At 62.0% G+C, this 22,515-nt stretch carries 20 protein-coding genes and 1 other RNA gene; 10 read left to right on the plus strand and 11 right to left on the minus strand.

Annotation, left to right across the window (positions count from 1 at the left end; genetic code table 11):
- Positions 1-5: 5 nt before the first annotated feature.
- The 7 genes from NLY42_RS03475 to ffs form a co-directional block, all read right to left on the minus strand.
- Complete coding sequence (locus tag NLY42_RS03475; protein WP_023708185.1) at positions 6-1,649, minus strand: ABC transporter substrate-binding protein; 1,644 nt, start codon at positions 1,647-1,649, stop codon at positions 6-8.
- Positions 1,650-1,913: 264 nt separating this feature from the next.
- Positions 1,914-3,191 carry a lytic murein transglycosylase gene (locus NLY42_RS03480; protein ID WP_023755174.1) on the minus strand — a complete coding sequence of 426 codons (1,278 nt, stop codon included), beginning with the start codon at positions 3,189-3,191 and terminating at the stop codon, positions 1,914-1,916.
- A gap of 175 nt (positions 3,192-3,366) precedes the next feature.
- Positions 3,367-3,972 carry a recombination mediator RecR gene (recR, locus tag NLY42_RS03485; protein ID WP_023669521.1) on the minus strand — a complete coding sequence of 202 codons (606 nt, stop codon included), beginning with the start codon at positions 3,970-3,972 and terminating at the stop codon, positions 3,367-3,369.
- A 96-nt stretch (positions 3,973-4,068) separates the two neighbouring features.
- The gene (locus NLY42_RS03490) at positions 4,069-5,037 is read right to left on the minus strand and encodes a cell wall hydrolase (protein WP_023669520.1); all 969 of its coding nucleotides are present in this window, start codon (positions 5,035-5,037) and stop codon (positions 4,069-4,071) included.
- Between the two features lie 215 nt (positions 5,038-5,252).
- Positions 5,253-5,576: a YbaB/EbfC family nucleoid-associated protein gene (locus tag NLY42_RS03495; RefSeq protein WP_023669519.1), complete on the minus strand. Its 324-nt coding sequence runs from the start codon at positions 5,574-5,576 to the stop codon at positions 5,253-5,255.
- Positions 5,577-5,607: 31 nt separating this feature from the next.
- Entirely contained in the window at positions 5,608-7,419 is a 1,812-nt protein-coding gene (locus NLY42_RS03500; RefSeq protein WP_023755175.1) for a DNA polymerase III subunit gamma/tau, read from the minus strand.
- Between the two features lie 204 nt (positions 7,420-7,623).
- An RNA gene (ffs, locus tag NLY42_RS03505) (signal recognition particle sRNA small type) lies at positions 7,624-7,720 on the minus strand.
- 157 nt (positions 7,721-7,877) lie between these two features.
- Here ffs and NLY42_RS03510 point away from each other — a divergent pair.
- The 3 genes from NLY42_RS03510 (at position 7,878) to NLY42_RS03520 (ending at position 9,655) form a co-directional block, all read left to right on the plus strand.
- Positions 7,878-8,297: an HIT domain-containing protein gene (locus NLY42_RS03510; protein WP_023682032.1), complete on the plus strand. Its 420-nt coding sequence runs from the start codon at positions 7,878-7,880 to the stop codon at positions 8,295-8,297.
- 35 nt (positions 8,298-8,332) lie between these two features.
- Entirely contained in the window at positions 8,333-9,274 is a 942-nt protein-coding gene (nudC, locus tag NLY42_RS03515) for an NAD(+) diphosphatase (RefSeq protein ID WP_023755176.1), read from the plus strand.
- A 75-nt stretch (positions 9,275-9,349) separates the two neighbouring features.
- Positions 9,350-9,655, plus strand: coding sequence for a Dabb family protein (locus NLY42_RS03520; protein ID WP_023669515.1), 306 nt, complete (start codon positions 9,350-9,352; stop codon positions 9,653-9,655).
- 7 nt (positions 9,656-9,662) lie between these two features.
- Here the strand turns inward: NLY42_RS03520 and NLY42_RS03525 are convergent, their stop codons facing one another.
- Both NLY42_RS03525 and NLY42_RS03530 read right to left on the minus strand, forming a co-directional pair.
- Positions 9,663-10,526, minus strand: coding sequence for a prephenate dehydratase (locus tag NLY42_RS03525; protein WP_023696750.1), 864 nt, complete (start codon positions 10,524-10,526; stop codon positions 9,663-9,665).
- A 23-nt stretch (positions 10,527-10,549) separates the two neighbouring features.
- Positions 10,550-11,275 carry a 3-deoxy-manno-octulosonate cytidylyltransferase gene (locus NLY42_RS03530; protein ID WP_023669513.1) on the minus strand — a complete coding sequence of 242 codons (726 nt, stop codon included), beginning with the start codon at positions 11,273-11,275 and terminating at the stop codon, positions 10,550-10,552.
- A gap of 193 nt (positions 11,276-11,468) precedes the next feature.
- Here NLY42_RS03530 and NLY42_RS03535 point away from each other — a divergent pair, with 193 nt between their 5' ends.
- From NLY42_RS03535 to NLY42_RS03565, 7 genes are all read left to right on the plus strand, one after another.
- Positions 11,469-12,134: a c-type cytochrome gene (locus NLY42_RS03535; protein ID WP_023755177.1), complete on the plus strand. Its 666-nt coding sequence runs from the start codon at positions 11,469-11,471 to the stop codon at positions 12,132-12,134.
- A gap of 151 nt (positions 12,135-12,285) precedes the next feature.
- Positions 12,286-14,163, plus strand: a complete 1,878-nt coding sequence (locus tag NLY42_RS03540; RefSeq protein ID WP_023725788.1) for an extracellular solute-binding protein — start codon at positions 12,286-12,288, stop codon at positions 14,161-14,163.
- Positions 14,163-16,031, plus strand: coding sequence for an extracellular solute-binding protein (locus tag NLY42_RS03545; protein WP_023755178.1), 1,869 nt, complete (start codon positions 14,163-14,165; stop codon positions 16,029-16,031). Before NLY42_RS03540 ends, NLY42_RS03545 begins: the two co-directional genes overlap by 1 nt.
- A gap of 174 nt (positions 16,032-16,205) precedes the next feature.
- Positions 16,206-17,303 (plus strand): microcin C ABC transporter permease YejB, encoded by a 1,098-nt coding sequence (locus NLY42_RS03550; protein ID WP_023712587.1) that lies wholly within the window; start codon positions 16,206-16,208, stop codon positions 17,301-17,303.
- A complete protein-coding gene (locus tag NLY42_RS03555) occupies positions 17,303-18,442 on the plus strand; it encodes an ABC transporter permease (RefSeq protein WP_023682037.1) in 1,140 nt (379 codons plus the stop codon). Before NLY42_RS03550 ends, NLY42_RS03555 begins: the two co-directional genes overlap by 1 nt.
- Positions 18,439-20,070: an ABC transporter ATP-binding protein gene (locus NLY42_RS03560; RefSeq protein WP_023688772.1), complete on the plus strand. Its 1,632-nt coding sequence runs from the start codon at positions 18,439-18,441 to the stop codon at positions 20,068-20,070. Before NLY42_RS03555 ends, NLY42_RS03560 begins: the two co-directional genes overlap by 4 nt.
- Before the next feature lie 19 nt (positions 20,071-20,089).
- A complete protein-coding gene (locus tag NLY42_RS03565) occupies positions 20,090-21,031 on the plus strand; it encodes a 2-hydroxyacid dehydrogenase (protein WP_023696755.1) in 942 nt (313 codons plus the stop codon).
- 12 nt (positions 21,032-21,043) lie between these two features.
- On the opposite strand, the gene NLY42_RS03570 is transcribed toward NLY42_RS03565, so the two are convergent.
- Positions 21,044-21,403, minus strand: a complete 360-nt coding sequence (locus tag NLY42_RS03570; RefSeq protein ID WP_023669505.1) for a hypothetical protein — start codon at positions 21,401-21,403, stop codon at positions 21,044-21,046.
- Positions 21,404-21,507: 104 nt separating this feature from the next.
- On the minus strand, positions 21,508-22,440 hold the full coding sequence (locus tag NLY42_RS03575) for a class I SAM-dependent DNA methyltransferase (RefSeq protein WP_023755179.1): 933 nt from the start codon (positions 22,438-22,440) through the stop codon (positions 21,508-21,510).
- Positions 22,441-22,515 lie beyond the last annotated feature (75 nt).

Below are 22,515 nucleotides of genomic sequence, written 5' to 3' on the forward strand. Positions count from 1 at the left end.
CGGCGCTATTCCTTGGAGACCGGGCCGACGAAGTTGGTGTCGAAGCTCGGACCGAGCGCAAAGCCTTTCAGGTTTTTGCGCAGGCCTGCCACTTCCAATTGCTGGTGGATGATGACGAAGGGGCTGGTGTCGAGGATCGTCTTTTCAAGGCTCTTGTACATATCGGCGCGCTTGCCGGCATCCTTCTCCAGCAAGGCTGCTTCGGTCTGCTTTGTCAGGTCCGGGATGTCCCAGGCATTGCGCCAGGCCAGCGTCTTGGTCTTGCCTTCATCCGAATTGTCCGGGTTTGAGGCAAAGGTCTGGGCGTTGGAGTTCGGATCGAAATAGTCCTGGCCCCACTGGCCGATATAGATGTCATGATTGCGGGCGCGGTATTTGGTCAGCGTCTGCTTGCCGTCGCCGGGGATAATTTCCAGCTTGATGCCGGCTTGGCCAAGCGTCTGCTGGATCGATTCCGCCATGCCGGTGGTCGGCTGTCCCGTGCGTACGTCCATGGTTACACTGAAGCCGTCGGCCAGGCCGGCCTTGGTCAGCAGTTCCTTGGCCTTGGCGACGTCGAACTTGAACGGATTTTCGTCCAGTTCGCCCAGAACGCCCTTGGGCAGGAAGGTCTGGTGAATCTCGCCAATGCCCTTGAGGATGGTCGTGCTCAGCGCATCGTAGTCGACCAGATATTTGAACGCCTGGCGAACCTCGGGCTTGGCGAGGTTCGGATTCTTCTGGTTGAGGCTGATATAATAGACCGTGCCCTTCGGCGCGCTGGTCGTGGTGAGATCGGCATTCTTGGCGATGGCGTCGAGATCGTTCGGCTCGAGGTTGCGGGCAACGTCGATGTCGCCTGCTTCGAGCGCCAGGCGCTGTGCCGAGCTTTCCTTCATGTTGCGGTAGATGACGCGGGCGAGCTTGGCCTTCTCGCCATTGTAATTGTCGTTGCGCTCGAGCACGACGACCTCATTGGCCCGCCATTCGCGCAGCTTGTAGGCGCCGGAGCCGGCATAACCGGTCTTCAGGAAGGCGTTGCCGAAATCGTTGTCCCATTTGTAGTCGGCACTCGGCGTCACCGCGGCGACATGTTCCTTGACCAGCTTTGCGTCGACGACCGAAGCGACCGTTGCCGACAGGCAGTTTAACACGAAGCTCGGCGCATAGGCCTTGTCGACGGTGAACTGGAAGGTGGTGTCGTCGACGGCCTTGGCCTTGTCGGCGACGTTGTCGCCGCTGATGCCGAACTGGTTGATGATGAATGCTGGCGGCTTGTCCAGCTTGATGGCGCGCTCGAAGGAATAGGCGACATCGCCGGCTGTCAGTGGATTGCCCGAAGCGAACTTTAGGCCGGGCTTGAGCTTGAACGTATAGACCAGGCCGTCGTCGGAGACGGTCCAGCTCTCGGCAAGGTCGCCCTTGACCTTGGAGGTGTCGCTGAGGTCGAGGCGGACCAGCAGATCATAGGTGTTGCCGGTGACTTCGGCGGTCGACAGTTCGAACGCCTCGCCCGGATCCATGGAGATGATGTCGTCGATGGCAAAACCTTCGACCAGCGTGTCGGCGGGGGTCACGGCAAAGGCCGGCGCGACGCCAATGAGCAGAGCGGACATGGCAGCACCTGCGAGCCAGACGCGCGAACGTAGAGCAAACTTTTCCATCATCATGATGATTGTTCCCTGTTTTGTTGATTGTTGACCCCGAGTTCCCGGCTCAGGGCTGCAGTAATCTTTTTCGCGGCCGGAGGACGACCGTTAGACCCCATACCGTGTTGATTTTTTTCCAGTTGGTCAACACCCTATCCGGCAGCCCTCCAACCGGCAACGGGCATTTTTGCGAGCCGGCATACTGGACCGGAATATGCTGTGCGCGTCGAAGCATGGGCGAGCCAATTGCAGCCGCCGATGGGGAAAAATCTGCTCTTTTCGGTGTTACTTGATGGCAGCAACCAGATCGGCGTCGGGGAAGCAGGTGGCGGGGCGGCCGTTCTTTTCCTGCCAGGAGCCGATCGAGCGGCGGGTCTTGAAGCCGGGCAGACCATCGGCGCTGCCGACATCGTAGCCCTTGGCCTCCAGCGCCCGTTGCAGCGCGGCGATGTCGGAACGTTGCAGGCCGCCGACCGCACCCCAGCTGCGGACAAAATCAGCATCGCCATGGGCGATGCGGTCAGCGCCATGGCCGATGAACAGGGCGTAGAGGTCGCTGGTGTTGTATTGCTTCAGCACGTAAAAATTCGGCGTGGCGATGAAGGCCGGACCGCTGCGTCCGGCCGGCATCAACAGGAACCCTTCCGCCTTCAGTTCGTTGGCCGGAAAGGCTTTGCCGCCGACGCGGCTGATTCCCATCGCCGCCCAGGTTGAGATCTTCTTGCCCTGGTCGGGACCTTCGAGCGAGCAGGAAACGCTTTCCGGAACCGTCACCTCGAAACCCCAGCCACGCCCCTTCACCCAGCCATAGTGGACGAGAAAATTGGCGATCGAGGCCAGCACGTCCGGCGTCGAATTCCAGATGTCCGGGTGCCCATCACCGTCGTAGTCGACGGCGTGCTTCAGGAACGAGGTCGGCATGAATTGCGGCTGGCCGAGCGCGCCGGCCCAGGACGATTTCATGGCGCCGACCGGCGCCAACCCATGCTCGACGATCTCGAGCGCCGCCAGCACCTCGGTGCGGAAGAAGTCCTTCTTGGTCGACATGAATGCCTTGGTGCCGAGCACCTCGAAGGCGTCGTAGGGCATTTTCGCCGCGCCGAAGCCGGTCTCGCGGCCCCAGATCGCCAACAGTATCTCGCCCGGGACACCGTAGCGCTTTTCGATCGCAGCCAGCGTCTTGGCGTTGGCCGCCTCGCGCGTGCGCGCACCTGACGTGACGGCGCGCACCGTCTTTTCGGCGAAATAGGCGCCGGGCGAACCGAACTCGGCCTGATGCTGTTTTTGCGGGGTTTTGGGTTTCTCGCCGGGCAGGACGAGGTCGGGCAATTTGAGGTTCGGCTTCACGCCGTCGAAAGCGGCGTCGAAAGTGGATTTGGAGATGCCTTTGGTCTGGGCTTGCGGCCAGAGATCGGTTTGCAGCCAGGCGCGGAACTGGTCATCGATTTTGGCAGCGGAGGCGGGGGCTACAAAAAGCAGGGCAACAAGGGATGCGAGGAGCGCAACGAGCGCCAATCCGAAAGATCCGCGTTCTGTCGCGCCCCCCTCTGTCCTGCCGGACATCTCCCCCTCAAGGGGGGAGATTGGCTGTCGCTTCGGTTTTCGCCAACCACCAGCGTTGAAAGAAGAATGCCGCCCGAGAAGCTGCTGATCTCCCCCCTTGAGGGGGAGATGTCCGGCAGGACAGAGGGGGGCCCGAAGGAATGCTGCCATCTCCGGAGCATCCCCGCCAATTGCGTCAAAACGCCGTCCGCGATCGCAACGCGGCTGCCAGCGTACCCTCATCCAGATAATCAAGCTCGCCGCCAACCGGCACGCCATGGGCAAGTCGTGTCACCTTGACCTCGAAGCCCGACAACTGGTCGGTGAGATAATGCGCCGTCGTCTGGCCCTCGACGGTGGCGTTGACGGCGAGGATCACCTCCTTCACCTCGCCGCCGGCGACGCGGTCGACCAGCGAGCGGACATTGAGCTGGTCGGGGCCGATGCCGTCGAGCGGCGACAGCGTGCCGCCGAGCACATGGTAGCGCACATTCATGGCCGCGGCCCGCTCCAGCGCCCAGAGGTCGGAGACATCCTCGACGACGATCAGCGTCGAGGCATCGCGGCGCGGATCGGTGCAGATCATGCAAGGGTCGGAGGTATCGACATTGCCGCAGGTCGTGCAGATGCGCACCTTGTCGGCGGCTTCAGCCATGGCGGCGGCGAGCGGCGACAAAAGCTGCTCCTTCTTCTTGATGAGGTGCAGTGCCGCACGCCTGGCCGAACGCGGCCCTAGCCCCGGGACCTTGGCCAGGAGCTGGATCAGGCGTTCGATCTCGGGACCGGCGATTCGCTTCGACATCGCACTGATCTAGGATTTTTCCGCGCGCTTTGAAACATGCGCATACGCACCGAGCCCGCCATGCTGCCATGGCGGGCTCGGAAACTGTTTTAGGCGTCAGTAGGCTGAGAGCGGCCGGGTTTGATCGACGATCATTGCGCCGATAGCGTCGGTGTTCTCAGGCGTCGACTGGAAGCCCATCGACGCTTCCTGCGTTGCCGATGGAACCGAGGTGATGTAGCGGGCGTTCAGCGTGCCGCCGAAACGCGAGGCATCGGGCTCGGCCATCGGCTCCTGCATCGCCACCTCCGTCTGCTTGGCGGCGACGCGGGCGCTCTTGGCGGGCGCCGCGGAAGCCGTCACATAGGTCTGCTCGGCCGGGGCACGTGTCGCCTTGGCTGCGCGAACCGCCGCGGCCTGCTTGGCCGGATCTGGACGGACAATGGTCTTCACCACCGGCTCGGCGTAGGCAACCTGCAACGGCGCTTCAGGCACAGGCGCGCGCGGCTGCGCCGAGGCAACCATGGTCGTGGATTCATCCGGCAGCGGCTGCCAGTTGCGACCGCGCTTCTCGTAGAAGGCGTTGCCGCCGGCAACCATGGTGTAATGCATGTTCTTGTAGGGGAACCTCAGTCCGGCGGTGTGGAAGTACATCGTGTTCTTCAGCTTGGCCTTGCGCTCGCCCTTGAGCACCGCATCGGCGGCCTCCTCGACATCGGGCATCGCTTTCGAATTCATCGCCCGCGTCATCACGCCGGGCGCGAACTGGCCCGGTTCGCCAACCACTTGGCAAATGGTGCTGCCATGATTGCCGGAGCGCAGCCGGTTCATCACCACCGTGCCGACGGCGATCATGCCGTCACGGCTCGAGCGGTTGGACTCGAAGAACATCGCCCGCTCCAGGCATTCCTTCTCCTTCGGCGTGTTGCGGTAGGCGCGCGTCGAAAGGAAGCTGGGCGTGATGGCGTCGGTCAGGCTGGCGACCGACAGGCCATGCGAAGACGTGGTCTGGCTGCAACCGGCCAGGAACACAGGAGAGAAGATAATGCCGAGCAGAAGCGGCGTCTTCCATCGCGTAGCGATCAACAAAAATGCCTCATTGTCCAGATGCCAGCTCGCCCCGAGATGTGGCAAGAATGAGACTCTTAAAGGCAAAAAGATGGCTAAAGGATTAGCTTTCGTGCAGCATAGGTAAAACTTTATAAATGCCCGGATATGTCCGTGAGCAAAGCCCGAGAAAGTCTTAACAACAGCCTCCGCAGCCGATTTCCCTTCATAATCAATTAACTGGTTGGGCCGGCTCAGAACGGCAATTTCATTCCGGGCGGGATCGGCAAGCCTGCCGTCAGCGCCTTGGTCTTCTCCTGCATAATCTGCTCGACCTTATTTTTGGCGTCATTGTGAGCGGCCAGCAGCAGGTCTTCGAGAATCTCGACCTCGTCCTCCTTGAACAGCGACGGATCGATCTTCAGCGACTTCATTTCGAACTTGCCGGTCAGCGTGACATTGACCAGCCCGCCGCCCGCCTGCCCGCTTGCTTCAATCGTCGCGATCTCGTCCTGCATGGCCTGGAACTTGGCCTGCATTTCCTTCGCCTTGCCCATCAGGCCGAGAAGATCTTTCATGGTCGGGTCCTTTGCGGATTCGTGGCTATGGTCAGGTTTCGTCGTCGTCGGATGGCGGCTCGACCGGCGCTTCGGCCTTGTCGGTGTCGACTTCCGGCGCGTCGGGAATGCGCACGTCGATAATCTTGGCGCCGGGAAAGCGCGCCAGGATGGCGGCCACAGCCGGATCGCTTTTCGCGTCGGAGAAAGCAGTCTCGCGCCTGGTCGATTCCATCTCGGCCAGCGTTTGGCCGCCCTCTTCCTTCGACAATGACACCAGCCAGTTGCGGCCGGTCCAGGCGCGCAGCTTCGTCGTCAAGTCGTTGAGCAGCATCTTGGGCGCATCGGCGGTCAGGCCGACGTCGATACGGCCGGGCTCGATGCGCACCAGGCGAATACAGCTCTTGACCAGCACCTTGAAGGCGATGTCACGCTGCGCGTCGGCAAGAGCGACAATATCGGCCAGCGATTTCAGCGGCGGCGATTGCGGCTCGACGACCGGCTGCGGAGGCGCGACAAAGGCGACCGGGGGCGCGTCGACCAATCGCATGGTTTGCGCACCGGCTGGCCCGGACGGCATCCGGGTCTGCGCTACCGCGCTGGCGCCGCCGCCATTGCCGGCATTTACCGGCGCATCATTCGGGCGTGATGCACCACCGGACGCCGGAGCGCCGCTCTCTAGAGATTTCAGCGCCTCGTCCAGCGTCGGCAGGTCGGCGGCATGCGCCAGCCGGATCAGCACCATCTCGCCGGCGCTGACCGGTCGGTTGGACGACTGCACCTCGGGAATGCCTTTCAAGAGCATCTGCCAGGTTCGCGACAGAACCTTGACCGACAGCGTGCTGGCGAAGTCGGCGCCGCGGCGGCGCTCATCCTCGGACAGGGAAGCGTCGTCAGCAGCCGTCGGCACGAAGCGCAGGCGGGTGACGAGGTGGTTGAATTCGGCCAGATCGGTCAGCACGGCAGCCGGATCGGCGCCGGTGTCGTACTGGTTGCGGAATTCGGCAAGGGCGGCCGCCACATCGCCCTTCATGACATGTTCGAACAGGTCGACGATGCGGGCGCGGTCGGCGAGACCCAGCATGGCGCGCACCGCTTCGGCGCTGACGGCGCCGCCGCCATGGGCGATTGCCTGGTCGAGGATGGAGAGCGAATCGCGGGCCGAGCCTTCGGCGGCGCGCGCGATCATCGCCAGCGCGTCGTCGTCGACCGATATGCCTTCCTTGCCGGCAATCGAGGAGAGGTGCGCGACCAGTGCGCCGGCATCGATGCGTCTCAGGTCGAAACGCTGGCAGCGCGACAGCACGGTGATCGGCACTTTGCGGATTTCGGTGGTGGCAAAGATGAATTTGACGTGCGGCGGCGGCTCTTCCAGCGTCTTCAACAGGCCGTTGAAGGCCTGGGTGGAGAGCATGTGCACTTCGTCGATGATGTAGACTTTGTAGCGCGCCGACACCGGGGCATAGCGCACGCGCTCGATAATGTCCCTGATGTCGTCGATGCCGGTATGCGACGCGGCGTCCATCTCGATGACGTCGACATGGCGGCCTTCCATGATCGCCTGGCAGTGCTCGCCCAGGAAGGCGAGGTCGACCGAGGGATGGTCGACCGTCGGCGTCTTGTAGTTGAGCGCCCGTGCCAGGATGCGCGCCGTCGTGGTCTTACCGACGCCGCGCACGCCGGTCAGCATCCAGGCCTGGGCGATGCGGCCTGTGGAGAAAGCGTTGGTCAAAGTGCGGACCATCGGCTCCTGGCCGATCAGTTCGGAGAAATTCGACGGACGATATTTGCGCGCCAGCACGCGATAGGCGACGGCCTTTTGCTTCTCCAGGTTTTCGGGGTTCGAATTTCCGGCTTCGCTCATTCGCCCGTAAAGCTCCAAAAGGCCGCGTCTCAGCGTAGCCGATTCCTGCTAGATCGTTTCACCGTCTTCTGAAACGGCAAACCGCTCTACCCTTTGCTTTAACGCAATTCCGGACGGGAAACCGCTCACACTTTCCCTGGAATTGCTCCAATAGTCTCGCCCGCGCTGCAATGCGTCGTCAATGTCGCGAGAGGGGCCGATGAGGTGGGAGGCTGGAACAATGACCCGTTCCGGGCTCGTTAGGGCTGCTTCCTTCCGGACCTGACCCGGTTGGCGAGTGGATCGTCCACCACCAACCTCCCGCGTTCCATATCGGCAATTCAGCGATCAAATGCAAGGGTGCATTGAGAATCGGATGCCCGTGAACTCCGCCGCTCAATGAATCGCTTGCAGCCCCCGTGCAGCCGCTCTAGCGTCATGAGTTTGGGAGTAATGTGAGAAGCGCAAGGGAAACGCCAATGCTACCGGGCCTCAAGGCCGGATTCACGCTCGACTCCAGGCTGGAGGCGGATAGCGAGCAGCTGATGTGGCTCGGCCTGTGCGAGCTCAGGGTGATGAACGATAGCCGCTGGCCATGGCTGGTCCTGGTGCCGCAGCGGCCGGGGGCCGAAGAAATCCACGACATGACGCCGCTCGACCAGGCGATGTTGACCTTCGAAACCAACATGGTGGCGCAGGCGCTGAAAAGAACCACGGGCTGCACCAAGATCAACACCGGCGCGCTCGGCAACATCGTTCGGCAATTGCATGTCCATGTCATCGCCCGCTCGGAAGGCGATCCGGGCTGGCCGGGGCCGGTGTGGGGGCACGGCATGCGCGAGCCCTATGAGCGTTCAGGCATCCGCCAGTTTGCGCAACAGATCAAGGCGGCGCTATAAGCCGCCTGTGTCCATTCCTAGACGTTCGAGCTTCCATGACCTTTCGCCTTTTTGACGCGCCCTTGCGCGAACCGAGCCAGTTCGTCGGCTTCGCCGGAAACACGATTGATCGGCAATCCGAGAACCGCGCCGACGATTCCGTCGAAAAGGCGTTGGCCGATCCCTCGGCACGTTTTTTGCCGATGCATGGCGGACGGCTGTATCTGAAATTGCACGATGGCAGCTTCGACCCTTGGTTCGATCTGGCTGAGGGCCAGAAGCTGCAGCCATCACTCGCACAAGGCGTGCTGCTTGGCTTTGCCGAGAGCGGCCCGGTACTTGCCGTGCCGGTCGGCCTCGATCCCGAACAGCTACCGGAGACCATGAAGGCGATCGATTATCGCTCGGTCTATATGCAGGGGCTGATCGACGAGGCGGCAGCGGGCGCGCTGGCGCAAGGCGCCGCCCTGCTTGCCTGGCATGCCACCCATCGCTTCTGCAGCAAATGCGGCCATGAATCGCACATGCGGGCCGGCGGCTACAAGCGCCATTGCCCAAATTGCGGCACCGAGCACTTTCCACGCACCGATCCGGTGGCGATTATGCTGACGGCGACGCGGGAAAAATGCCTGCTCGGCCGCGGCCGGCATTTCGGGCCCGGCATGTACTCGGCGCTTGCCGGCTTCATCGAGCCGGGCGAGACGATCGAGGCGGCGGTGCGCCGCGAAACGCTGGAGGAAGCCGGCATCCGGCTCGGCCGCGTCGTCTACCATGCCAGCCAACCCTGGCCGTTCCCCTATTCGCTGATGATCGGCTGTTTCGGCGAACCGCTCAATGACGACATCCAGGCCGATCTCAACGAGTTGGAAGATTGCCGCTGGTTTTTTCGCGACGAGGTGCGTTCCATGCTGGAGAGGACGCACAAGGACAATCTGGTCACGCCGCCGAAAGGCGCGATCGCGCATCATCTGATCCGCGCCTGGGTCGACAGCGAATAAGACTTGTTATTTTACGCAATTCCGGACGGAAAACCGCTTCACACTTTTCCTGGAATTGCTTAACGGGAGCAAAAAATGATCCGTCACACCGTGGTTTTCACCCTGAAGCACCCGCAGTACTCGCTGGAGGAAAAGCGGTTCCTCTCCGATGCCAAGCGCATTCTCAGCGCAATCAAGGGCGTCACCCATTTCGAGCCGCTGCGGCAAGTCAGCCCGAAGAACGACTACCACTTCGGCTTCTCGATGGAGTTCGTCGATCAGGCCGCCTACACCAGATATAACGAGCATCCCGACCACGTTGCCTTCGTGCGCGACCGCTGGATCCCGGAAGTCGAAACCTTCATGGAAATCGACTATGTGCCGCTGACCCTTCTGGTTTAGGGGAACCTTAGTCCGCGACCTTCCACTGCTCGCGCGACTCGCTGGCGGGATAGACACCCAGAATGCGCACTTCGCGCGAGAAGAAGCGCAGTTCGTCCAGCGCCAGCTTGACCAGTGGATCGTCGGGATGGCCCTCGATATCGGCGTAGAACAGCGTCGCGGTGAAGGCGCCCAGTTGATAGCTCTCCAGCTTCGTCATGTTGACGCCGTTGGTGGCGAAACCGCCCATTGCCTTGTAGAGCGCAGCCGGCACGTTGCGGACACGGAACATGAAGGTCGTCATCATCTTGGTGTCGGCCGAGGGCCGTTCGGCCAACCGCTTGTCCTTGGTCAGGACGACGAAGCGGGTGACATTCGAGTCCGTGTCCTCGACATTCTTCTCGATGATGTCGAGGCCATAGAGTTCTGCGGCGAGCGCAGGCGCCAGCGAGGCCATGCTGCGGTCCTTGAGCTCCGAGACCAGCTTCGCAGAGCCCGCCGTGTCGCCGGCGATCACCGGCTTCCAACCGTTCTTGCGGATGTATTTGCGGCACTGTCCCAGCGCATGGATATGGCTGTGCACGGTCTTGATCTCTTCGCGTTTGACGCCTGGCAGCACCATCAGCTGGAAGTGGATCGGCAGAAAATACTCGCCGACGATGTGGAGTTTCGATTCCGGCAAGAGATGATGAATGTCGGCGACGCGGCCGGCGATGGTGTTTTCGATCGGGATCATGGCGAGGTCGGCCTTGTTGGTCTCGACCGCGTTGAAGGCATCCTCGAAGGTGGGGCACGGCAACGGCTCCATCGAAGGGAACATGTTGCGGCTGGCGGTGTCGGAATTGGCGCCCGGTTCGCCTTGGAAGGCTATTCTGTTGGTCTTGTCAGGCATGCCGATATCTCAGGTTGAAGGTCTCAGGAAAGAATTTGTCGGGCGCGTTCGAGGTCTTCCGGCGTGTCGACGCCCAGCGGCAGCGATTGCACGATCTCGGCATCGATGCGCATACCGGCCTCCACCGCCCGCAACTGCTCCAGCCGCTCGCGCCGTTCGAGCGGCGAAGGTTTTAGCGCGACGAAGCGTTCGAGGGCTGAGCGCCGATAGGCGTAGAGGCCGACATGGTGATAGAGCGGCCCCTCGCCCCAGGGCGCGGTGGCGCGGGTGAAATAGAGCGCCTTCAGCCGCGTCGCCGACAACGGCGAACCGACGATCTTGACGACGTTGGGGTTGGCCTTTTCCTCGTCGCGGACGATCTCGACGCCGAGCGTGGCGATGTCGACCGCAGCGTCCTCGAACGGTTTCAGCGCCGCACCGATGATCTTGGGATCGATGGTCGGCAGGTCGCCCTGCACATTGACGATGGTTTCGACCTTGCGATCGGGGTCGAGGGCGGTCAGCGCCTCGAAGATACGGTCGGAACCGGATTCGTGGTCGGTGCGCGTCATCACCGCCTCGAAACCGTGCGCGCGCACCGCTTCGGCCACGTTGCGCGTGTCGGTTGCCACCACTACCCGGCCAAGCCCAGCCTCAGCGGCGCGGCGGGCGACATGGACGATCATCGGCGCGCCGGCTATGTCGGCCAGCGGCTTGCCCGGCAGGCGCGTCGAGGCCATGCGGGCCGGGATCAGGATGAGCGTGGACATCGAGGTTGCAAGGCGTTCGAAAGAGGATGGGGAAAGTGGCAAAAGGTCTCACTGGAAGCGCCCTTATAGGTGTTGCAACGCCCAAGCAAAAGACCTAGTTTCCGCCCGATTTGACCGGCTCGACGGGGTGGGTCACGATACCGACGGACGGAGTGGACGGAGAGGTCCGCCGGAAAAGGGAGCCCTGGGGCGTATGGATTCCAACGAAGTCAACAAACTGCTCGCCGGGTTGCTTGGAACCTGTTTCGTCGTCTTCTCGGTCGGTTTGGTGTCCGACGCCCTGTTTGCCTCGCCGGCGCCGGAAAAACCCGGCTTTGCCATCGAGGCGACGGAGCCTGCCGAAGGCGGCGCCGCCGGACCCGCAGCAGAGGCGAAGCCGATCGCCGACCTTTTGGCCACCGCCAATGTCGAGCAAGGTGCGGCCGTCTTTAAGAAATGCCAGGCCTGCCATTCCGGCGAAAAAGGCGGCCCCAACAAGGTCGGCCCGGATCTCTGGGACATCGTCGACCGCCCCGTCGCCGAGCATGAGGGCTTTGCCTATTCGGCCGGCATGAAGGAGTTTTCCAAGGGCGGCGCCGAGAAGTGGACCTATGACAATCTCAACCACTTCATCACCTCGCCGAAGAAATTCGTGAAGGGCACGGCGATGGGCTTTGCCGGCCTGCCGAAGGACGAGGACCGCGCCAACGTCATTGCCTATCTGCGCACGCTGTCGGATAGCCCGAAGCCGCTGCCGACGCCAGGTGCCGCCGCCGATGCAACGGCGCCGGCCAAGCCGGCCGAGGGTGCCGCTCCGGCCAAGCCGGCTGAAGGTGCAGCTCCAGCCCCTGCGACGCCGGCACCGGCGCTCGCCAAATAACCGAATTGTCATCTCCATGACCTCAAAAAAGCCGGGTTCAGCCCGGCTTTTTGTTAGGAAAATCGCATATGCGGCGACAAAGCCGCCGCATGGCGGTTTTCACCGGCGTCAAATCATTTAGGATTGCCGGGCATCGCGACGAGGAGAACGCATGACGGTTGGCCGAACGCTTCTGAGGTCCTTTCTGGTTGTGGGCGCCCTCGCAGGCGGCCTGCAGGCATCCTTCCCCCAGGAATGGCACACCACCTCTTCGCTGATCGGCCCCTCCAAATATGGCGAGAACTTCCAGCGCTACGATTATGTGAATCCGGATGCACCGAAGGGCGGTACCTACAATTCGGTCGTTTCCGGCACGTTCGACAGCTTCAATCCCTACGTCGTGCAGGGCTCGCCGGCGGCCGGCCTGCAGCCATTTGGCGGCGGCCTGCTCTACGACACGCTCATGGATCAAGCGACTGACGAAGGCAGCGTCAGCCACCCGCTCATCGCCGATGCCTACAAGTACCCTACCGACTATTCCTCGGCCACCTACCGGCTCGACCCACGGGCGAAATGGCATGACGGACAGCCGATCACCACTGACGACGTGATCTGGTCGTTCCAGGTGCTGAAGGCCAACAGCCCGATGTACAGCCGCTATTTCGAAAACGTCACCGACGCCGTCGCTGTCTCGGACCGTGAGGTCGAGTTCCACTTCGACCAGAAGGGCAATCGCGAACTGCCCAAGATCCTCGGCGACCTTGTCGTGCTGCCCAAGCATTGGTGGGAAGGCACCGACGACAATGGCAAGAAGCGCGACATCACCAAGGGGACGCTGGAGCCGCCGCTGGGCTCGGCTGCATACAAGATCGCCAGCTTCAAGGCGGGGTCGGAAATCGTCTGGCAGCGCGTCCCCGACTATTGGGGCGCCAAGCTGGCTGTGAAGATCGGCCGGGAGAATTTCGACACGCAGCACTTCACCTACATTCTTGACGACAACGCCTCCTGGGAGGCGTTCAAGAAAGGTGGCCTCGACGATATCAAGCCGGAAAACAGCTCGAAGCGCTGGGCGACATTTTATGATTTCGCGGCGATCAAGGCCGGCGATGTGATCAAGCAGGAGTTCAAGACCACCTCGCCCGAGCCGATGCAGGCTTTCATGCTCAACCAGAGACATAGGTTGTTTGCCGATCGTCTGGTCAGGGCCGCGCTCACCTACCCGTTCGATTTCGAATCGATGAACCGCACGCTGTTCTTCGGTTTCAACACTCGCACCCACAGCTATTTCCAGGGCACGGACCTAGCCTCTAGCGGCTTGCCGCAAGGCAAGGAATTGGAGATCCTGGAGAAGTACCGCGACAAGCTGCCGCCGGAAGTATTCACCCAGGAATTCAAGTTGCCGGTCTACGATTCGCCGCAGGCGGAGCGCAAATATCTGAAGCAGGCGGTCGACCTGTTCGCCCAGGCCGGCTGGGTGATCAAGGGCGGCAAGATGGTCAACGCCAAGACCGGCGAGCCATTCAAGTTTGAAATCCTAGGCTCGAATGAAACCGACCAGGTCATTTCCAGCCCCTGGATCGCCAATCTGCGCAAGATCGGCGTCGATGCGACACTGCGCATCGTCGACCCGAGCCAGTACACCAACCGCGTCAGAAATTTCGATTACGACGTCATCACAGGACAGCTCCAACAGTCGGAATCGCCCGGCAACGAGCAGCGCGATTTTTGGAGCTCCAAGTCCGCCGGCACACCGGCATCGCGCAATTATTCCGGCATCAAGAACCCGGTCGTTGACGCCCTTGTCGACCGCATCATTTTTGCCACGGATCGCGATGACCTCGTCGCCACCACCCATGCGCTCGATCGCGTGCTGCTGTGGAATTACTATGTGGTGCCGCAATACTATCGCGCCGTTGTGTGGCTGGCTTACTGGAACAAGTTCGGCATTCCGGAAAAGCAGCCCGGCTACCGTGGCGCCGATATCGATTCCTGGTGGATCGATGCGGACAAGGAAAAGGCCCTGGCCGCCAAGTACAAGGGCAGCAATTGATGGCGGGGCTCCCTCGCCGCGATTTCCTGGCCCTCAGTGGCGCCGCGGCTGTTGCTGCGCTGCTGCCGGGCAAGGCTTTCGCCGCCAGCCCAACCCGCGTGAAACTGCATGGACTGTCGGCTTTCGGCGACCTCAAATACAAGCCGGACTTCACTCATTTCGACTATGTCAATGTCGATGCGCCGCAAGGTGGCGTCTTCAACTTCCTGCCGCGCAACTGGCTTGCCAACCAGACGCCGCTGACCTTCAACACGCTGAATTCGTTCGTCCCCAAAGGCGATTCGCCCCAGCGCACGGAGATGTGCTTCGATTCACTGATGGTGAGAGCGTACGACGAACCTGACGCCGTTTACGGGCTGATCGCTGACGGCGTGACGATTTCCGACGACCGCAACGACTTCACCTTCTCGCTGCGCCCGCAGGCCCGCTTCCATGACAGCACGCCATTGACCGCAGAGGATGCCGCCTTCACCTTCAAGCTGCTCAAGGACAAGGGGCACCCGTACTATTCCCTGCCGCTAACGCATCTGGATGACGGGATTGCCGTGGATGCCCACACGCTGCAGCTTAGGTTTTCCGGCAAGCAGACAAGCCGCACCATCCTCAACGTCGTCGAGTTCCCGGTCCTGTCGAAGGCGTTCTACACGACCAACCCGTTCGATTCCTCGCAGATGAACCCGCCGTTGGGGTCAGCCGCCTACAAGGTCGGTCGCTGGTCGGCAGGGGCCTGGATCGAATATGAGCGTGTGGCTGATTATTGGGGCAACGACCTGCCGGTCAATCGCGGCCAGAACAATTTTCAGCGGATTCGCGTTGAGTTCTATCAGGACCGTAGCGTTGCCTTCGAAGCGTTCAAGAAGGGAGAAATCCTCTACAGGGAGGAATTCACCTCGCGCGTCTGGGCGACCGGCTACGACTTCCCAGCCTTCACTGCCGGCAAGGTGGTGAAGCACGAATTCCCGGCCGAAACGGTGCCTTCGATGCAGGGCACCGCCGTCAACCAGCGGCGCGAGCAGTTTCGCGACTCGCGCGTGCGGCAGGCGATCGGGCTGTGCTTCGACTTCGAATGGACGCGGCGCAATTTCTTCTACGGTTCCTATGAGCGCTCGCAATCCTGCTTCGAGAAATCCGAATTTCGCGCCGAGGGCAGACCGTCGCCACAAGAATTGGCTCTTCTTGAGCCGCTGCGTGAGCAGATTCCCGCCGAGGCTTTTGGCGAAGCCGTGATCCAGGACGCGTCGAACGGCTCCGGCCGCGACCGGCAGTTGCTTGGCAAGGCGGCCAAGCTTCTGGCCGAGGCCGGCTGGAAACGGTCCGGCAATTTCGTCGTGAACGACAAGGGTGGTCGGTTGTCCGCAGAGTTTCTTGTCGACGACGAAGTCTTCGAACAGGTCTACTCGCCCTGGGTCGAAAACATGAAGGCGGTCGGCATCGATGCCTCGATCCGGCTGGTGGATGCCGCGCAATATCAGCTGCGGCAGAATTCGTTCGACTACGACCTCGTCTCGGTCGCGGCCTCGTTTCCGGCGACGCCAACCCGTGATGACCTCGAAACCATTTTCCATTCGCGAGCAGCTACCGTATCGGGCTCTCGCAATCTGCCGGGAACGTCGAGCCCGGCCATCGACGCCCTGGTTGACGCCGCAGGTGCCGCCGAGGGTCGCGAAAGCCTGACAATTGCCATGCGCGCGCTCGACCGGGTCTTGCGTGCACGGAGGGATTGGATTCCAAGTTGGTTCCTGGCGAATCATCGAAGCGCCTATTGGGACATGTTCGGTTTTTCCGAGCGGAAACCCGATTTCGACTTCCCGGTCGAAGCGCTGTGGTGGGTCGACAAGGGCAAGGCGGCAAAAATTGGCAAAGGGTAGGCTGTTGCGCGGCACTTTACCCTCCCCCTCGTGGGGAGGGTCGGTGAGCACTTCGTGCGCAGCGCGAATGGCGAACCGGGGTGGGGGTGTGACGGCGTACGCCGGATCGAGACTACCCCCACCCCGCTCCGCTTCGCGGATCGACCCTCCCCACAAGGGGGAGGGTGAAAGCTGATGGGCGCCTACATACTGCGCCGTATCCTGCTGATGATACCGACCCTGTTCGGCATCATGGCTGTTGCTTTCGTCGTCACTCAATTCGCACCGGGTGGACCGGTCGAGCAGGTCATCGCCAGCCTGACCAACCAGGGCGGCAGCGACCGCCTCGGCAGCGGCGGCGGCGATGCAGGAGGCGGCGGCAATTTCGATGTGGCCGGCGATGTCGGTTCGAAGTACCGCGGCGCGCAAGGGCTCGATCCTGAATTCATCAAGAAGCTGGAAAAGCAGTTCGGCTTCGACAAACCACCGCTCGAACGCTTCGGCATGATGCTGTGGAACTATGTCCGCTTCGATTTCGGCGACAGCTATTTCCGTGACATCTCGGTGCTCGATCTGATCCTGGAAAAGATGCCGGTGTCGATCTCGCTTGGGCTGTGGATCACGCTGTTGTCCTATCTGATCTCGATTCCCCTTGGCATCCGCAAGGCGGTCAAGGACGGCTCCGCCTTCGACGTCTGGACCAGCGGCGTGATCATCGTCGGCTATGCCATACCGGCCTTCCTGTTCGGCATATTGCTGATGGTGCTGTTCGCGGGCGGCTCCTTCTGGGACTGGTTCCCACTGCGCGGCATCGTCTCCGACAATTGGGACCAATTGTCGTGGCCTGACAAGATCGTCGATTATTTCTGGCACATGACCTTGCCGCTGACGGCGCTGGTGCTGTCGGCCTTCGCGACGACGACGCTGCTGACCAAGAACTCCTTCCTGGAAGAGATACGCAAACAGTATGTGGTGACGGCCCGTGCCAAGGGCCTGTCGGAGCGGCGGGTGCTTTACGGACATGTGTTCCGCAACGCAATGCTGATCGTCATTGCCGGCTTTCCAGCGGCCTTCATCTCGGCCTTTTTCACCGGCTCGCTTTTGATCGAGAACATCTTTTCCCTCGACGGTCTCGGGCTGCTCGGTTTCAGGTCCGTGTTGGCGCGCGACTATCCGGTCGTGTTCGCCAACCTCTATATATTTTCGCTACTTGGCCTGTTCGTGACGCTGTTGTCCGACCTGATCTACACATGGGTCGATCCGCGCATCGATTTCGAGCGGAGAGACGTCTGATGACGCAGGCTGCAGCCGAGATCACACCGACAAGGATCGCCCGCCCCTGGCTGTCGCCGCTCAACAAGCGGCGCTGGCAGAACTTCAAGGCCAACAGGCGCGGCTACTGGTCGTTGTGGATATTCCTCGCTCTGTTCGTGCTGTCGCTGTTTGCCGAACTGATCGCCAACGACAGACCGATCGTCGCCTACTACAAAGGCGAGATCCTGTTCCCGGTGGCGGTCGCCTACCCCGAGGAAAAATTCGGCGGCTTCTACGCCGTCACCGACTATCGCGACCCGGTCATCCGCGACGAGATCAACGCCAATGGCTGGATGATCTGGCCGCCAATCCGCTATTCCTACCGCACCGTCAACAATGCGATCCCCGACGCCGCTCCCGCAAAACCGTCATGGGAATACGACGCGCAGAGGCGATGCAGCCAATATCCGCAAGGCGCTGCCGATCCTGACTGCATTGTCGGCAACTGGAACTGGCTGGGTACCGACGACCAGGCGCGCGACGTGCTGGCGCGCATCATCTACGGGTTCAGGATTTCCGTGCTGTTCGGGTTGATCCTGACCGCGGGTTCGTCGGTTATCGGCGTCGCCGCCGGCGCGCTGCAAGGGTATTTCGGCGGCTGGACCGACCTTCTCTTTCAACGCTTCATAGAAATCTGGTCGGCGATACCGCTGCTGTATCTGCTGCTGATCGTCGCTGCCATCCTGCCGCCGGGCTTCTTCATCCTGCTCGGGCTGATGCTGCTCTTCTCCTGGACGTCGCTTGTCAGCGTGGTGCGCGCCGAATTCCTGCGCGCGCGCAACTTCGAATATGTCAACGCGGCCCGCGCGCTTGGTGTGTCCAACCGCACCATCATGCTGCGCCATCTTCTGCCCAATGCCATGGTGGCGACGCTGACCTTCATGCCTTTTCTGGTCAGCGCCTCGATCTCGACACTGACCTCGCTCGACTATCTCGGCTTCGGCCTGCCGCCCGGCACCGCGTCGCTCGGCGAACTGCTAAAACAGGCGCAGAGTAACCTCAATGCCCCCTGGCTCGGTATATCGGGCTTCATCGTCATCTCGCTGATGCTGTCGCTGTTGGTGTTCATCGGTGAAGCAACGCGCGATGCTTTCGACCCGCGCAAGGCGTTCCGATGAGCAGCGAACTCCTGCTCTCCGTCCGCGATCTCAGCGTTGCCTTCACCCAAGGCGGCAACGAGTCGACCGCCGTCGACCACATCTCCTTCGATCTCGCCAAGGGCGAGACGGTGGCGCTTGTGGGCGAATCCGGTTCCGGCAAATCGGTCTCGGCGCTGTCGGTGCTGAAGCTTCTGCCCTACCCGACGGCCAGCCATCCCTCGGGCAAGATCCTGTTCCAGGGCGCCGACCTTTTGGCGATGAACGAAAAGCAGTTGCGCAGCGTGCGCGGCAACAAGATCACCATGATCTTCCAGGAGCCGATGACCTCGCTCAATCCGCTGCACACGATCGAGCAGCAGATCGTCGAGATCCTGGCGCTGCATCAGGGCATGGGCGACCGCCAGGCCAAGGCGCGCACGCTGGCGCTGCTCAACGAGGTCGGCATTCGCGAACCGGAAAAGCGGCTCGACGCCTATCCGCACCAGCTGTCCGGCGGCCAACGCCAGCGCGTCATGATCGCCATGGCGCTGGCCAACGAGCCTGAACTGCTGATCGCCGACGAGCCGACGACGGCGCTCGACGTCACTGTCCAGGCGCAGATCCTCGAATTGCTGGCGGGGCTGAAGAGCCGCAAGGGCATGTCAATGCTGTTCATCACCCATGATCTCGGCATTGTCAGAAAGATCGCCGACCGCGTCTGCGTGATGACCAAAGGCAAGATCGTCGAGACCGGGCCGACCAGGGACATCTTCGCCAACCCGCAGCACGCTTATACCAAGCACCTCCTGGCCGCCGAGCCGAAGGGCAAGCCGCCGGCCGCCAACGACGCCGCCAAACCGGTTATGACCGGCAAGGACATCAAGGTTTGGTTCCCGATCAAAAAGGGTTTCTTTCGCACCACCGTCGACAATGTGAAGGCTGTTGACGGAATCGACGTCACCGTACGCGCCGGCCAGACGCTAGGCGTCGTCGGCGAATCCGGCTCCGGCAAGACGACGCTCGGGCTGGCGCTGGCGCGGATGATCTCATCGACCGGCACCATCCAGTTCAATGGCAGCGACATCAACCAGCTTTCCTTCAACGCCATGCGGCCGCTGCGCCGCGAGTTGCAGATCGTTTTCCAGGACCCGTTCGGCTCGCTCAGCCCGCGCATGTCGGTCTCGGAGATCATCGAGGAAGGCTTGAAGATCCACGAGCCGAAGCTGTCGCCCGATCAACGCGACGACAAGGTCGTCGCCGTGCTGAAGGAGGTCGGGCTCGATCCGGCGACCAGGAACCGCTATCCGCATGAATTCTCCGGCGGCCAGCGCCAGCGCGTCGCCATTGCGCGCGCCATGGTGCTCAATCCACGCTTCGTCATGCTGGACGAACCGACCTCGGCGCTCGACATGAGCGTGCAGGCGCAAGTGGTCGACCTCTTACGCAATCTGCAGGCCAGGCACGACCTTGCCTATCTGTTCATCAGCCACGATCTGAAAGTCATTCGCGCCCTTGCCAATGACGTCATCGTCATGCGCAATGGCAAGATCGTCGAAGCCGGCCCTTCCGAACAGATTTTCGAGCGGCCGCAGACCGACTATACGAAGGCGCTGATCTCGGCCGCGTTCAAGATCGAGACGGCGCCGGTCGGTATCGTCAGCGAATAACAGGGAATACAATCCGCAAATGGAAAAAGGCAAAATCCTGCTTGCCGTCACCGGCTTTCATCCGCAGCGCTGGCGCGAGCTGCTGTCGGCCGAGCGCGAAGTGGTGCTGGAGCCGGACGGCGCTTCGGATCCGTCGATCACCTATGCGGTGGTGTGGAAGCAGAAGCCGAACCTACTGAAATCGCTGCCCAATCTGCGCGCAATCTTCTCGATCGGCGCCGGCGTCGACCACATCTTCGCCGATCCCGGCCTGCCCGATGTGCCGATCGTCAAAGTGGTCGCCGAGAACCTGACGCAGTACATGACCGAATATGTCGTCTGGCGCGTGCTCGACCATCACCGCCAGGGCATGCTCTATCGTGCGCAGCAGCCGAAGAAGACCTGGCACGAACCGCCGCAGCGGCCGGCCGGTGACATCTCGGTCGGCATTATGGGGCTCGGCAATCTCGGCCGCGCGGCGGCATCGGTGCTGTTGTCGCTCGGCTTTGCCGTCAATGGCTGGTCGCGGAGCGACAAGGCCATGAAAGGCGTTGCGACCTATGCCGGAGAGGCCGGGCTGATCCCCTTCCTCAACGCCACCGACATACTGGTGGTGCTGTTGCCGCTGACGCCGGACACGCACGGCATCATCAATTACGGCGTGCTGAAGGAATTGCGCAAGCGAAACGGCCTCGGCGGCTCGGTGCTGATCAATGCCGGGCGCGGCCGGCTGCAGAAGGACGCCGACATCTTGCGAGCGCTGGACGACGGCACGCTGAAGGAGGCGAGCCTCGACGTGTTCGAGGTCGAGCCGCTGCCGAAGACCAGTCCGCTTTGGAGTCACCCGAAAGTGTTCGTGACGCCGCACGCGGCGGCGACCTCCGACCCTGTCCACCTGGCGCCGAGCATGTTGCGGCAGATGGATGCCTTCGAGCGCGGCGAAAAGCTTGATAACGTGGTCGACCGCAAGGCGGGGTACTGAGGAAGTTCAGGTTCAGCTCGGCAGGGTGAACTTCTTCTGTTTGTTGGGCTTGCCGCAGTCGCGGCGGACGATCGAGCGGTTCATGGCGTCGATCTTGCCACTTGCCAGGTCGGTATCGCGCTTGCTTTTGGAGCGCATATCCGGCGTGAACGGGCCGAAGCCCATCGCCGGATTGGAGAAGCTCGGCTTGGCGTCCGTCGACAGATGGTATTGCTGCGCCAGTTCGTTGCGCTGCGCCAGCAACTGGTCGCAAGGCACGTTGTCATATTGCAGCGACGATTGCACGTCCTGGTCCTGCCGCTCCGACATCGAACTGCCCATGCAGCCGGTCATTGCCAGGCAAGACACCAAGACCATCATGTTCCAGCGCATGTGTTCCTCCTCAATGCCTGCCGAGGGCTTTTCCCGGCTTGTATCCTACCTGATGCCGCGCCAGCCGCAAAAATCCTATTCACGTTTTCGAACAAGACGAGACATCAACCCTTGGACGAGGGCACCGCCAGCGCGGCAAGCCCGTCGACCGGCTGGCGGCGATCCCAGCGGATGACGGTCGGCTGCATCGACAGCACCGACAGGCCGTTTGCGGCAAGCACCCGCTCGACATAGGCTTGAGAATGGGCGTAGCGACGAGACGGCTGCAGCGCGAAACCGGCGTCGCCGCCCGCCCCGCCCTTGGCTGGCTTTTCGACGGAAAAGGCAAACAGGCCATTGGTGGCCAGAATGCCCGCGACGGTCTTCATCACGCGATCGAGCGCGCCGACATAGATGAACACGTCGGCCGCCACCACCAGATCGGCTTTCGGCCCGGCATAGGCAAAATGCTGCAGATCGGCCTTGGCGAGCAGATCGTAGACGCCTTTGGCGCGGGCCTTTTTCAGCATGGCGGCGGAGATGTCGTAGCCCTCCAGCCGTTCGGCGACCGGCCGCAGTTTCTCGCCCATCAGGCCGGTGCCGCAACCAAGGTCGAGCGCCAGCGAAAAGCGGCCCGCCCTTGCCGCTCGAATGGCGCGATCGAGAAACTCCGGCAGCCGGTAGCCGAGCTTGCCGACCAGCGAATCCTCGAAAGTTTCGGCATAGTGGTCGAACAGCGTTTCGACGAAGGCGCTGGGTGGCGCCGCGGCAGCCGGCGCCTTGCCGATGAGTTGCAGCTTCAGCGCAGCGCCAAGGCGATCCGCCGGGTCGAGTTTCAGCGCCGTCGCCCAGGCTTGAGCCGCCACGTCGAGCCGCTCGGCCGTCTCCTGCATCTCGCCAAGACGGAACCAGCCCGCCGCCCATTGCGGCGCCAGTTCCAGCGCGCCGAGCAGCAGCTCCGCCGCTGCCGCGTGCTCGCCCGAGCCGAAAAGCATCTCGGCATAGTCGGCGCGACGGTCGGCGGTCAGGTCGCCGGACGAGATTTTCAGCGGTTGCATGGCGATGGCCCCGCCGGCTGATGCGGCCGGTGGCTGGCTGTAGGCCGAGTCAGCAGTCTCTTGCAACAGGCTTCC

The sequence above is a fragment of the Mesorhizobium sp. C372A genome (assembly GCF_030323245.1).
Taxonomy (GTDB): Bacteria; Pseudomonadota; Alphaproteobacteria; order Rhizobiales; family Rhizobiaceae; genus Mesorhizobium.